Origin of the sequence: Stenotrophomonas sp. RIT-551 (assembly GCF_026241915.1) — a bacterium.
Taxonomy (GTDB): Bacteria; Pseudomonadota; Gammaproteobacteria; order Xanthomonadales; family Xanthomonadaceae; genus Stenotrophomonas; species Stenotrophomonas bentonitica_A.
Map to the genome: position 1 here is coordinate 272,149 of NZ_JAPJIU010000002.1, position 12,519 is coordinate 284,667.

Annotated in this window: 13 protein-coding genes and 1 riboswitch; of the genes, 3 read left to right on the forward strand and 10 right to left on the reverse strand. The window is 66.5% G+C overall.

Annotated elements, in window-relative coordinates; all coding sequences use genetic code 11:
- Positions 1 to 6: 6 nt before the first annotated feature.
- From thiL to ORK51_RS03950, 5 genes are all read right to left on the reverse strand, one after another.
- A complete protein-coding gene (gene thiL, locus ORK51_RS03930; RefSeq protein ID WP_266084158.1) occupies positions 7 to 969 on the reverse strand; it encodes a thiamine-phosphate kinase in 963 nt (320 codons plus the stop codon).
- 8 nt (positions 970 to 977) lie between these two features.
- A complete protein-coding gene (nusB, locus tag ORK51_RS03935) occupies positions 978 to 1,457 on the reverse strand; it encodes a transcription antitermination factor NusB (protein WP_019182513.1) in 480 nt (159 codons plus the stop codon).
- Entirely contained in the window at positions 1,454 to 1,921 is a 468-nt protein-coding gene (ribH, locus tag ORK51_RS03940; protein WP_070426609.1) for a 6,7-dimethyl-8-ribityllumazine synthase, read from the reverse strand. Before ribH ends, nusB begins: the two co-directional genes overlap by 4 nt.
- A gap of 185 nt (positions 1,922 to 2,106) precedes the next feature.
- Positions 2,107 to 3,222, reverse strand: coding sequence for a 3,4-dihydroxy-2-butanone-4-phosphate synthase (gene ribB / locus ORK51_RS03945; protein WP_019182515.1), 1,116 nt, complete (start codon positions 3,220 to 3,222; stop codon positions 2,107 to 2,109).
- Complete coding sequence (locus ORK51_RS03950) at positions 3,219 to 3,821, reverse strand: riboflavin synthase (protein WP_266084161.1); 603 nt, start codon at positions 3,819 to 3,821, stop codon at positions 3,219 to 3,221. The genes ribB and ORK51_RS03950 overlap by 4 nt, the downstream gene beginning before the upstream one ends.
- A gap of 75 nt (positions 3,822 to 3,896) precedes the next feature.
- A riboswitch (FMN riboswitch) is annotated at positions 3,897 to 4,041 on the reverse strand.
- A gap of 287 nt (positions 4,042 to 4,328) precedes the next feature.
- Here ORK51_RS03950 and ORK51_RS03955 point away from each other — a divergent pair.
- Together ORK51_RS03955 and ORK51_RS03960 are read left to right on the forward strand one after the other, a co-directional pair.
- On the forward strand, positions 4,329 to 5,216 hold the full coding sequence (locus ORK51_RS03955) for a hypothetical protein (RefSeq protein ID WP_266084163.1): 888 nt from the start codon (positions 4,329 to 4,331) through the stop codon (positions 5,214 to 5,216).
- Positions 5,217 to 5,480: 264 nt separating this feature from the next.
- A complete protein-coding gene (locus ORK51_RS03960; protein ID WP_266084165.1) occupies positions 5,481 to 6,284 on the forward strand; it encodes a hypothetical protein in 804 nt (267 codons plus the stop codon).
- 124 nt (positions 6,285 to 6,408) lie between these two features.
- On the opposite strand, the gene ribD is transcribed toward ORK51_RS03960, so the two are convergent.
- The 5 genes from ribD to ORK51_RS03985 form a co-directional block, all read right to left on the reverse strand.
- Positions 6,409 to 7,491 carry a bifunctional diaminohydroxyphosphoribosylaminopyrimidine deaminase/5-amino-6-(5-phosphoribosylamino)uracil reductase RibD gene (gene ribD, locus ORK51_RS03965; protein ID WP_266084167.1) on the reverse strand — a complete coding sequence of 361 codons (1,083 nt, stop codon included), beginning with the start codon at positions 7,489 to 7,491 and terminating at the stop codon, positions 6,409 to 6,411.
- A 70-nt stretch (positions 7,492 to 7,561) separates the two neighbouring features.
- Positions 7,562 to 8,083: a transcriptional regulator NrdR gene (nrdR, locus tag ORK51_RS03970; protein ID WP_019182518.1), complete on the reverse strand. Its 522-nt coding sequence runs from the start codon at positions 8,081 to 8,083 to the stop codon at positions 7,562 to 7,564.
- Between the two features lie 108 nt (positions 8,084 to 8,191).
- Positions 8,192 to 8,614 (reverse strand): hypothetical protein, encoded by a 423-nt coding sequence (locus ORK51_RS03975; RefSeq protein ID WP_266084169.1) that lies wholly within the window; start codon positions 8,612 to 8,614, stop codon positions 8,192 to 8,194.
- A 1-nt stretch (position 8,615) separates the two neighbouring features.
- Positions 8,616 to 9,869: a serine hydroxymethyltransferase gene (gene glyA, locus ORK51_RS03980; RefSeq protein ID WP_102789012.1), complete on the reverse strand. Its 1,254-nt coding sequence runs from the start codon at positions 9,867 to 9,869 to the stop codon at positions 8,616 to 8,618.
- Positions 9,870 to 10,071: 202 nt separating this feature from the next.
- Positions 10,072 to 10,551 carry an RcnB family protein gene (locus ORK51_RS03985; RefSeq protein WP_266084173.1) on the reverse strand — a complete coding sequence of 160 codons (480 nt, stop codon included), beginning with the start codon at positions 10,549 to 10,551 and terminating at the stop codon, positions 10,072 to 10,074.
- Between the two features lie 235 nt (positions 10,552 to 10,786).
- Here ORK51_RS03985 and ettA point away from each other — a divergent pair, with 235 nt between their 5' ends.
- Entirely contained in the window at positions 10,787 to 12,451 is a 1,665-nt protein-coding gene (gene ettA / locus ORK51_RS03990; protein WP_019182522.1) for an energy-dependent translational throttle protein EttA, read from the forward strand.
- Positions 12,452 to 12,519 lie beyond the last annotated feature (68 nt).

Consider the following 12,519-nt stretch of genomic DNA (forward strand, 5'->3'; position numbering starts at 1 on the left):
ATGTGATCACGCGAAGTGCTGGTAGCCGCCGTCGGTGGCTTCACCATCCACCTGCACGCCTTGCCCGTCGACAATGCGGCCGATACGGGTCAGTGGCAGGTCCAGTGATTCGGCCAGATAGTGCAGCGCATCGCGCTGGTCGGCAGCGGCGGTGAAGCACAGTTCGTAGTCGTCGCCACCGCGCAGCGCGCACTCGCGTGCACCCTCGCGGCCGAGCAATTCGCGCAGGGAAGACGAGACCGGCAGCAGATCGGCGTCCACTTCGGCGCCCACACCACTGCGTGCAGCGATATGACCGAGGTCGGCCAGCAGGCCGTCGGACACATCCACGGCGGCATGCGCGAATGCACGCAGGCGCAGGCCCAGGGTGACGCGCGGGGTGGGCCGCAGCAGGCGCAGGCGCAGGCGTTCGTAGTCGGCCAGCAAGGTGGCGGTGGCCACGTTCAATGCGCCCTGCTGCCACAGGCGCAGCGCACCGGCGGCATCGCCGAGTGTGCCGCTCACCCAGATGTCATCGCCCACCTGTGCACGGTCGCGGCGCAGTGCCTGGCCGCGTGACACCTGCCCCATCGCGGTGACCGACACTGACAGCGGGCCACGCGTGGTGTCGCCGCCGATCAGCGCGATGTCGTGCTGGTCGGCCAGGGCGAAGAAGCCATCGGCAAAGGCATCGATCCAGTCTTCGCCGGCCTCGGGCAGCGACAGCGCCAGCGTGCACCAGGCCGGGCGTGCGCCCATCGCGGCGAGGTCGGACAGGTTGACGGCCAGCGTCTTCCAGCCGATGTCGAACGCCGGGGTCTCCGCCGGAAAATGCACCCCGCTGTTGAGGGTGTCGGCGGTGACCACCAGTTGTTCCTTCGGGCGCGGCTGCAGCAGTGCAGCGTCATCGCCGATGCCGAGCACGATGTCGTCGCGCTCGACGGTGCGCGCCCGGATGCGGTCGATGAGGGCAAATTCAGCCAGGGACATGGGGCCGATCAGCCCCCGTTTTCGACCTTGCGCCATTCCACGGCGGCGCGATCCAACACCCCGTTGACGTAGGTGTGGCCGTGCTCGGAACCGAAGCGCTTGGCCGATTCGATCGCTTCGTTGATCACCACGCGGTACGGCACGTCCAGGCGGTAACGCATTTCATAGGCGGCCACGCGCAGCGCGGCGCGTTCGATCGCATCCACTTCCTCGATGCCGCGGTCCAGGTACGGATCGATCGCCGCGTCCAGGTCCTTGCGATTGTCGAGCACGCCGTGAACGAGCGCTTCGAAGTAGGCCAGATCGGCGATCTCGCGGGCCTGTTCGTGGGCGAACTGGGCGATCACGCTCTGCGCGTTGCCCCCCGAGATCTGCCACGCATAGATTGCCTGCAGCGCACGACGGCGGGCGCGCGAACGCAGCACCGGATCGACGCCATCACGGCGGACGGGCTTACCGGAGGGCTTGCCCGGGTTTGACTTGTTCATGGCAGCTGCTCCAGAAGATTGACCATTTCCAACGCCGTCAGTGCGGCTTCCTCACCCTTGTTGCCGTGGCTGCCACCCGCGCGGGCTTCGGCATCCTCGACCCGCTCCACCGCCAGCACGCCATTGAGCACCGGCACGCCGAAATCCAGCTGCACGCGCATCAGGCCCTCGGCGCAGCGGTCCGCCACGTGTTCGTAATGACGGGTATCGCCCCGGATCACGCAGCCCAGGGTGATGATCGCGGCATGCTGATGGGCGGCGGCCAGGCGCGCGGCGACCAGCGGCAGTTCCCACGCGCCGGGCACGCGGATCACGTCGATGGCGGCCTCGTCGATCCCGTTGCCGGCCAGGCTCTGCCGCGCACCGGCCACCAGCACGTCGGTGATGCGGGCATTCCAGCGGCTGGCGAGGATGGCGAAACGGGCCTTTTCCGGAGTACGGAGGTCGCCTTCGTAATGGCTCATGTTCGGCGTGGGGTCCATTTAATAGGTGAATATTCTAGCGCATGGCCGCGTGTCGCCGGGCCGCTGCGCGTTACGGGACGGGTCGGGTGCAGCAGCCCCCCTTGGGTCAGGGGGCTGCCGCGAAGCGGCGGGAGTCTGGATGAGGCCAGGAAGGACCCGCGGTTTGCAAAGCAGATCGTGGGGCGTCAGCGCGAATGCGATGACGTGTTCCCCACCGTCTCGACCACTTCCAGGCCATACCCGGCCAGACCGATCTGGCGGCGGGGGGTGCCCAGCACGCGCAGCTTGCCCAGGCCCAGATCGGACAGGATCTGGGCCCCGGCGCCGTTGCGGCGCCACTGGCTCACGTCCTTGTCCTTGCCCGGCACCACCGGCTGCGGCTGTTGGCGCAGGCGGGCCAGCAGGCTGTTGGTGTCGCGCGGGGCCGACAGCACCACCATCACGCCACGCTCGGCAGCCGCGATCGCGCGCAGCGCATCGGTGGAGGCCACGCCGAAATCGTCGCGGCGCCAGTGCAGCAGATCGGCCAGCGGGTTTTCGACCTGCACCCGGACCAGGGTCGGCTCGGTATCGGGGGTGCCGCGGACCAGCGCGAAGTGCAGGTCGTGGGCGATCCGGTCGCGGTAGGTGACCAGCGTGAACGGGCCGAACTCGGTCTCGATCTCACGCTCGTCCACCCGCTCGACGGTCTTCTCGGTGGCCAGGCGGTAGGCGATCAGGTCGGCGATGGACCCCATCTTCAGGCCGTGCTCGCGGGCGAACACCTCCAGCTCCGGGCGGCGCGCCATGCTGCCGTCCGGATTCAGGATCTCCACCAGCACGCCGGCCGGTTCCAGCCCGGCCAGCATGGCCAGGTCCACGCCCGCCTCGGTATGCCCGGCTCGGGTGAGTACGCCGCCCGGCTGGGCGATCAGCGGGAAGATGTGGCCCGGCTGGTGCAGGTCGGCCGGCTTGGCATCCGGCTTCACCGCGGTGCGGATGGTGTGCGCGCGGTCGTAGGCCGAGATGCCGGTGGTGACACCCTCGGCGGCCTCGATGCTGACCGTGAAGTTGGTCTGGAACTGCGCGGTGTTGGCCTGGACCATCGGCGCCAGGCCGAGATCGGCAGCGCGCTCGCGGGTCAGCGGCAGGCACACCAGGCCACGGCCATGGGTGACCATGAAGTTGATGTCCGACGGCTTGACCAGCTCGGCGGCCATGATCAGGTCGCCTTCGTTCTCGCGGTCTTCGTCATCGACGATGACGACCATGCGGCCGAGGCGGATGTCCTCGAGGATCTCGGGAATCGGGGCGAAATTCATGCGCGTGCTCCTGCACCCAGCAAACGTTCGACGTAGCGGGCCACCAGATCGATTTCAAGATTGACCGCACTGCCCACGGCGGTGGCGGCGAAGGCGGTGTTGGCGACGGTGTGTGGAATGAGCGCGACCTCGAAGCCCTGCTCGTCCACCTCGTTGACGGTCAGGCTGACCCCGTCCACGCAGATCGAGCCCTTCTTGGCGATGTAGCGCAGCAACGCGGCCGGCGCGGCGAAACGCCAGCGCTGGGCACGCGCGTCGTCATGCACCGACAACACCTGGCCCAGGCCATCGACATGGCCACTGACCAGATGGCCGCCGAGGCGGTCGGTCGGGCGCATCGCGCGTTCGAGGTTGATGACGGCGCCGTCGGCCAGCTGCCCCAGCGTGGTCAGGCCCAGGGTCTCGGTCGAGGCGTCAGCCTGGAAGCTGCTGGCGTCGAATGCGATGACGGTGAGGCAGACCCCGTTGATGGCGATGCTCTCGCCCATCTGCACGTTCTCGAACGGCAGGGTGCCCACGTTGAAGGTGAAGCGGACATCGCCGCCAAGGGACTCGCGTGCGGCCAGACGGCCGACGCCTTCGATGATTCCAGTAAACACGTAACGTTCTCCGCGGAAAGTGAGCGAAAAACGCCGCAAGGCATATAGGTGCACGCCGGGCACAAGGCCCGGCGGCACCGTCTTCTTTCATCCGGACTATACCGTCGGCTCCGGCATTGGACCGGATCTGCTGACCTTCCCGGGGGCCGGGAAGCGCTCGCGGGCTCGTGCTTGCGCACCTACCGCCGGTGGGGAATCGCACCCCGCCCTGAAGACGTTTATGTACCGGCGAACCGGCCAGGCTAGTGTAACAGGGCACCCTGACTGGGGGCTTTAAGTTAAATAAGTGTTAAGCTACGCGACTGAGTGCTGCGCCGCGTGGATATGACGGCGCACACGTCGGTTACTGATCGAGCTGCAGCGTCCGCGCCGCGCCATGATCGAACGGGTCCCGCAAGGGGCCCGTTTTTTATGGGCTGTCTTTTCAGACAAATTGCATGGTGTCCGGCGGGCTGCTGCCGCAGGCTGCGGGTCTTTTTCCCGATCCTTCGCCAAGGGCGATCCTTGATGCGTACGCTTCTCTACTTCCTGGTCCTTGCCGCCTTCCCGGCTGCAGGCAGCCCCGATGCTCTTTCGCCCGAGGCTGCGTTTGATCTGCACGCGCGGGTAATGCTGCAGAACGACGCCGAGGCGCGCCGCGAGTTCGATGCACGCATCGGGCCGGCGCAGGGTCCGTACCAGGGTATGCACCCCGAGGTGCCGCCGCTTGCCAGAGGCTTGTCCACCTCATCCATGGACTTGATGCTGCAGAGTGCCGCAGCCGACGGCGCGCGACACGACACCTATCCTTGGGCCACGGCCGTCCTGCGCCGGACGCATTGCCATGCCACAGGCAGCCGGGTCGGGCAGCGAAGCAGCGATGGCCGCCACGTGGCCGATATCCGCTTCACATGCCAAGCCGCTGATGTGCAGAACCTGTATGACTGGTACATCGCCACGCTGTTCGACCAGCGCCATGGCAACGACCGGTTCTGGGCCGCCTACATGAAACAGCTACTGGAAGGCCCCTTGCGGACAACGGAAGGCACCACGCAACTGGTCGCCGCACCTGACGACGGCATCTGGCACAGTGAGCGCCTGGCCGGCACATTCCCTGTCATTGAGCAGGATGTAGCTGCGGCACTGTGGGCAACCTGGCTGCCCATGACACAGTGGCGGGCGGAGGCAAAGCAACGCATGGCGGAGCGCCTGACCCGCAACGCGGAATGCGATTCACTACTCCGACGGTACTGGAGGTGCTCCGCACGACTGGGCCCGCAGGATCTTTCCGGTGCTGATGCACTGGCAGCGATGCTGGGCGACTCGCAGCACAACGTGCCGGAAGCCGAACGTTCACAGCAGTGCACGGCGCTGCGTCCGAAGATCGAGGCGCTGTGGCCGGAGCCCTGCGAATGAGGACTCCTGCATCCGGATGTCAGGGCGGCGCCTGCAGCGTAGACCGACGCTAGCACGAAGCCTGATCACGCAAGTGGTGAAGCCAGATGCCTTCGAAAATTCAAACAAAGTGCATGGACAGTCGCTGGCGTGCCCTGCACCCTCGCGAGCCTACACTCAGGTCTACGATGATGCGTTTAATGCTTCTCCCACTGCTGGCGGTCATGGTGCCGGCAGCAGCTCGACCGGGTCCCGCTCACACCAGAAGCCACTTTCGAGCTGTATATGCGGACGGCGATCGAGGATGACCCCCAGGCGCGGAGGGAATTCGAAACAAACTTGGGCTCTGCACTGCACCTGTTCCCGGATATGAAAACCGAAGCATCTTCGTTGGCCGAAGCGCTGCCATCCGGCGCTTTGAAATGGTTGGTCAACGACGCCGGAGTGGACGATGCCGCACGTGCCCAGCAGGCGTGGACGACTGCGGTTCTCCGCAACACACGCTGCCGCGCCCTGAGCAGCAATATCTGGCACCGGCTAAGCGACGGCTATCGTGTTGCCACCATTCGCTTCAGCTGCCAGGTGGGTGACACCGAACGACTGCGCACTCTGAGTGATGCCTCGATGTTTGACCCCCAGGAAGAAGAGGACGATCGCTTCTGGTCAGCGTATGTTGCGCTCCTGCGGGATGGCCCTTTCAAGACGATTTACGGCACATCAGCGCTGGTGATGGCTCCTGACAGCGAAATCTGGCACAGCGAAGCGTTCGATCCGCGAGCCCTCGGTAGCGAGGTCGACAACGATGTCGGCAGTGCGCTGGCGGGCGAGTGGCAGGCGATGCACAGCTGGTGGTTACAGACAATGCGCATGACGGAGCGACGCATGACCTTGGTTGCAGAATGCGACGAACTTGTCCAACAGTACCGCCGTTGCGCCGCCCGCTTCGCGCCGCAGGAGCTTCTGGGTGCTTACGCGCTGGCGAAGCAGGTGAGCGACCAGCACGGGACCATTGCAGACAGCGAATTGGCACAGCAGTGCCTGGCACTGCGGCCCAAGATGGAGGCCCTGTGGCCCGAGCCCTGCGAGTAGCACGGCAACGTCCAGCGCCGTTCCGAGCATGGGCAGACGCGGGAGGTGTGGAGCAGGCCTACCGCGGAGGGGCAACGCGTCGGCCCGTTCCGGGAAGCCGGTAAGCGGCCGGTGCTTCCGCAAGTCACGCCCGCAGCAGCAACCGCAGGTCATCCCCCACCTGGCGCTGGTCGACCACGCGCAGGCGGCGTTGCTGGTCCATCGCTTCAATGCCCAGGCCTGCCAGCAGCGGGCGGCCATGTTCGCCCAGCAGCGTGGGCGCCTGGTACAGCAGCAGCTCGTCCACCCAACCGCCGGCCAGCAACGCACCGGCCAGCGTCGCACCGGCTTCGGTGTGCACTTCATTGATGCCGCGTTCGGCCAGTAGCGCCAGCACCGCCCCCAGATCCAGGCGGCCATCCACGCTGGGCGCAGTGGCGAATTCGGCATCAGCCGCATCCGGCGCGCTGACGGCGGCGTCGTGCACGTACAACGTCGGCGCCCCACCCTCGCGTACGCGACTACATTCCAGCGAACGCAGGCGTGCATCGAGCACCACGCGCAGCGGCGGCAGTACCTCGGTGTCGGCCAGGCGCACGGTCAGCATCGGGTCGTCGGTCAGCACGGTGTCGGCGCCGGTCAGGATCGCACCCGCACGCGCGCGCCAGTGCTGCACATCCGCGCGCGCGGCCGCACCGGTGATCCACTTCGATGTCCCATCGGCCATCGCGGTGCGGCCATCCAGGCTGGCGGCCAGCTTCACCCGCAGCCACGGCCGGCCGCGCTCGATGCGCGACAGGAAGCCCTTGTTGAGCTCGCGCGCCTGCGTGGCCATCAGGCCTTCGGCCACCTCGATGCCGGCCTCGCGCAGCAGCACGAAGCCGCCCCCGTCGACCTTCGGGAAGGGATCACGCATCGCGGCCACCACGCGGCTGACACCGGCGTCGATCAGGGCCAGTGCACACGGCGGTGTGCGCCCGTGGTGCGCGCAGGGCTCCAGGGTGACGTAGGCGGTGGCGCCGCGGGCCTGCTCACCGGCCTGGCGCAGCGCGAACACTTCGGCGTGCGGGCCGCCGGTGCGCTGGTGCCAGCCCTCGCCCACCACGACCCCATCGCGGGCAATCACGCACCCCACCATGGGATTGGGCCGCGCGGTGTATGCGGCACGTTCGGCCAGGCGCAGCGCGTGCGCCATGTGCTGATGGTCGAGAGCGGAGAAATCGGTCATGGCGAGGATCATCTGGCGGCGTGCAGCCGCGATGGTAGCCCAGCCGGGGTGGCCGCGATGCGGCCGGGGCTCAGCCCTTTTTCTTCTTGGTCAGCGCGATCACATCGCCGAGCAACTGCAACTGCTCGGTGCTGGAGGGCAGCTCGCGTTCGAGCTTCTCGATCTCCTCGCGGAAATCGGCCACGTCTTCGAAGCTGCGGTACACCGAGGCAAAGCGCACGTAACCCACGTGGTCCAGCTTGCGCAGTTCGTTCATCACGAACTCGCCGACCTTGATCGAGGGGATTTCGCGTTCGCCACAGATGCGCGCCTGCTGCATCACCGCGCGCACCGCCAGCTCGATCTTGTCTTCGGGCACCGGACGCTTCTGCAGCGCGCGGTCGAAACCACTGCGGACCTTGCGCGCATCGAAGGCCTCGCGGCTGCCGTCGCTTTTGACGATCGCCGGCAGTTTCAGTTCGATGGTTTCCAGGGTGCTGAAGCGCTCGTTGCAGGCCTCGCACTCGCGGCGACGCCGGATCGTCGCGCCGTCTTCAGAGACGCGCGAATCGATCACACGGGTGTCGGCATGCTGGCAGAACGGACAGTACATGGAACGCCTTGCATCGGGAAAACGTCATGCCGTGGTCACGGCAGCGTCGCAACGGTACCTGAGAGAGACAGGCAACAGCAAATGGCAGGGGGCAGAGGCCAGCCCAGCCTAGGCCGGCTGCCGACGAAGCCACAGCAGGTGCGCCGCGCAGGAGAGCATCGGCGGCCCGGCCAGCAGCAGAACCAGTGCCGTCGGACTCACGGCGGCCTGCCAGAATGCCATGCCGACCACCGCCAGGGCGGCAAGGACGCCAAGGCCCAATGCAGCCCACGGCCAAGGCCCGGCATCGCGCAGGCCGGTGCGTCCCTTTCGGAGATAGCGGCCACTCAACCACAGCCAGCCCACGATCCCGATCAGGCCGGCCGCCCCCCAGCCGCCAATCACCAGGCGCGAGGCCCGGTCCAGATAGGCCGGCTCGCCCCATGCGACCCAGACCCCGATGGCGGCGAAGGTGCCACCGCCAGCCATCCCCACGATGCCGCAGACCAGGGCCAGCACGGCGTAAGTACGCCGTTGCCGGCCCTCGTCCATGTCAACCGTAGACCGGGTACTTGCGGCACTGCGCGCTGACCGCATCGCGCACGCGGGCGATCACGGCCTCGTCAGCCGGGGCATCGAGCACGTCGGCGATCCAGTTGGCCAGGTCCACGCAGTCCTGTTCCACGTAACCGCGCGTGGTGACCGCCGGGGTGCCCAGGCGCAGGCCCGAGGTCACGAACGGCGAACGCGGGTCGTTGGGCACCGAGTTCTTGTTGACGGTGATGTGGGCCAGGCCGAGCGCGGCTTCGGCATCCTTGCCCGAGACATCCTTGCCGATCATGTCGACCAGCATCAGGTGGTTCTGGGTGCCGCCGGACACGATCTTGTAGCCACGCGCGATCAGCGTGTTGGCCATCGCCTGGGCGTTCTTGACCACCTGCTGCTGGTAGGCCTTGAAGCCCGGCTCCAGCGCTTCCTTGAAGGCCACGGCCTTGCCGGCGATGACGTGCATCAGCGGGCCGCCCTGGATGCCCGGGAACACGATGGACTGCAGCTTCTTCTGCAGTTCTTCGCTGGCCCCCTTGGCGATGATGATGCCGCCACGCGGGCCGCGCAGGGTCTTGTGGGTGGTGGAGGTAACCACGTGGGCGTGCGGCAGCGGGCTCGGGTAGACGCCGGCGGCGACCAGGCCGGCCACGTGCGCCATGTCCACGAACAGGTAGGCACCGACCTTGTCGGCGATGGCGCGGAAGCGTGCCCAGTCCACCACCTGCGAGTAGGCCGAGAAACCGGCCACGACCATCTTCGGCTTGTGCTCCAGGGCCAGGCGCTCGACCTCGTCATAGTCGATCAGGCCGGCTTCGTCGACGCCGTACTGGATGGCGTTGAACAGCTTGCCCGAGGCATTGACCTTGGCACCGTGGGTCAGGTGACCGCCGTGGGCCAGGCTCATGCCCAGGATGGTGTCACCGGGCTGCAGCAGCGCGAAGTACACCGCCTGGTTGGCCTGCGAACCGCTGTGCGGCTGCACGTTGGCGTAGTCGGCGTCGAACAGCTGCTTGAGGCGGTCGATCGCCAGCTGTTCGGCGATGTCCACGTATTCGCAGCCACCGTAGTAGCGCTTGCCCGGATAGCCTTCGGCGTACTTGTTGGTCAGCTGGCTGCCCTGGGCCTCCATCACGGCCGGGCTGGTGTAGTTCTCGCTGGCGATCAGCTCGACATGGTCTTCCTGGCGCTGGGTTTCGGCGGCGATGGCCTTGGCCAGTTCGGGATCGTAGGTTTCGATGCGGACGTCACGCGGGAACATCGGTTACTCCAGGCAGGCAGAGGGGGTACAGCGCGAGCCTTGGATTGTAGTCCCCGGGCGCGGGGCTGACCAATTGTGCCGCCGATCGCCGGCACCACCGCATGCTGCCCAGGGCGCCAGCCGCAGCGGCCCGCCGCGGAAACCAGAACGGCGCCCCGAAGGGCGCCGTCCGTGTGAGGTACCGCCGGGATTGGACCCGGTCTTACCGGTTGTTGATCACGTAGTCGGCAATGATCCCGGTGGCGATGGCGACCAGCAGCAGGTTGCCGCGGTCGTCGCGGATCCAGTGATGGTCGCGCGGCGGGCGGCGCACCGAGTAGCGGCTGTAATCGTTGACCACATAGACCGGGCCGCCGTAGTACTCACGGTAGCGGTGGCCGCGGGCCCAGCCGTAGGAGCCATAGCCCGGCGCCGGGCGATAGACCACCCGCGGCGGCGGCGGGCCCGGGCGGTAGTAGCCACGGTTGTCATAGCGGCGGTCGTAACGGCGGTCATGGCGGACCTCGCGACGGTCATGACGATCGTGCCGGTCATGGCGATCGTGGCGGTGGTCACGGCGGTCATCACGCCACTCGCGGCGGTCGTGACCGCGCCCACGGTGGTCATCGGCGAAGGCCGGGGCCACCGTGCCCAAGGCCAGCAGCGAGGCGACGGCCCCGACCACAAATCGATTCATGCGCATGACTGGCCTCGCTTGGTGGGTTGATGGCTCCATCATGCGCACCCCATCTGAACGGTCTCCGGCTGGAAACGGTTTCCAATTCAAGGGCTTTGACCCCGCATTCAGGCGGCGGCAAGCCCCGGCGCCCTTGGCTTCCGGCGGCATTGATCGCTTCCGGCTATAATCGGGGCATCCTTTTCTTCCTCTGTTCCTGTTCCGTCCGGAACGGGCGCAGGGTTGCGCCTTCGGAGAGCTCATGTCCTCGCAATACATCTACACCATGAACCGCGTCAGCAAGGTGGTCCCGCCCAAGCGGCAGATCATCAAGGACATCTCGCTGTCGTTCTTCCCGGGTGCCAAGATCGGCCTGCTGGGCCTGAACGGTGCCGGCAAGTCCACGGTGCTCAAGATCATGGCCGGCGTGGACACCGATTTCGAGGGCGAAGCCCGCCCGCAGCCCGGCATCAAGGTCGGCTACCTGGCCCAGGAACCGGAGCTGGACCCGACCAAGACCGTGCGTGAAGCGGTCGAGGAAGGCGTCGGCGAAGTGCTGCAGGCCCAGGCCCAGCTGGACGCGGTCTACCTGGCCTATGCCGAGGAAGGCGCCGACTTCGACAAGCTGGCCAAGGAACAGGAGCGCCTGGAGGCGATCCTCGCCGCCGGCGATGCGCACACCCTGGAAAACCAGCTGGACGTGGCCGCCGATGCGCTGCGCCTGCCGCCGTGGGATGCGGTGATCGGCAAGCTCTCCGGTGGTGAAAAGCGCCGCGTGGCACTGTGCCGCCTGCTGCTGCAGAAGCCGGACATGCTGCTGCTCGACGAACCGACCAACCATCTGGACGCCGAGTCCGTCGAGTGGCTGGAACAGTTCCTGGCGCGCTACACCGGCACCGTCGTGGCGGTCACCCATGATCGCTACTTCCTGGACAACGCCGCCGAGTGGATCCTGGAACTGGATCGCGGCCGCGGCATTCCGTGGAAGGGCAACTACACCGATTGGCTGATGCAGAAGGACGAGCGCCTGAAGCAGGAAGACAACCAGGAAAAATCCCGCCAGAAAGCGATCCAGAAGGAACTGGAGTGGTCGCGCCAGAACGCCAAGGGTGGCCGCACCAAGGGCAAGGCCCGTCTGGCCCGCCTGGAAGAGCTGCAGTCGGTGGATTACCAGAAGCGCAACGAGACCAATGAAATCTTCATCCCGCCGGGCGAGCGCCTGGGCAACTCGGTGATGGAGTTCAAGAATGTCTCCAAGAAGTTCGGCGACCGCCTGCTGTTCGACGAACTGAGCTTCCTGGTGCCGGCCGGCGCGATCGTGGGCATCATCGGCCCCAACGGTGCCGGTAAGTCGACCTTGTTCAAGATGATCACCGGCCAGGAAAAGCCGGATTCGGGCGAAATCACCGTCGGCCCGACCGTCAAGCTGTCCTACGTGGACCAGAGCCGCGACGCGCTGGAAGGCAACCACAACGTCTTCCAGGAAATCGCCGGCGGCCTGGACATCCTCAACATCAACGGCATCGAGATCCAGTCGCGCGCCTACATCGGCCGCTTCAACTTCAAGGGCCAGGATCAGCAGAAGCTGGTCGGTTCGCTGTCCGGTGGTGAGCGTGGCCGCCTGCACATGGCCAAGACCCTGCTGCAGGGTGGCAACGTGCTGCTGCTCGATGAACCGTCCAACGATCTGGACATCGAAACCCTGCGTGCGCTGGAAGATGCGCTGCTGGAGTTCCCGGGCAACACCTTCGTGATTTCGCATGACCGCTGGTTCCTGGATCGCATCGCGACCCACATCCTGGCGTTCGAAGGCGATTCGCACGTGGAGTTCTTCCAGGGCAACTACCGCGAGTACGAAGAAGACAAGCGCCGCCGCATGGGCGACGACGCTGCGCCGAAGCGCCTGCGCTTCAAGGCGCTGAAATAAGGCAACCGGAAAGGCCGCGCTCGCGCGGCCTTTCTCATTTCGGCAGGTCACCACCAACGGTTTGAGAT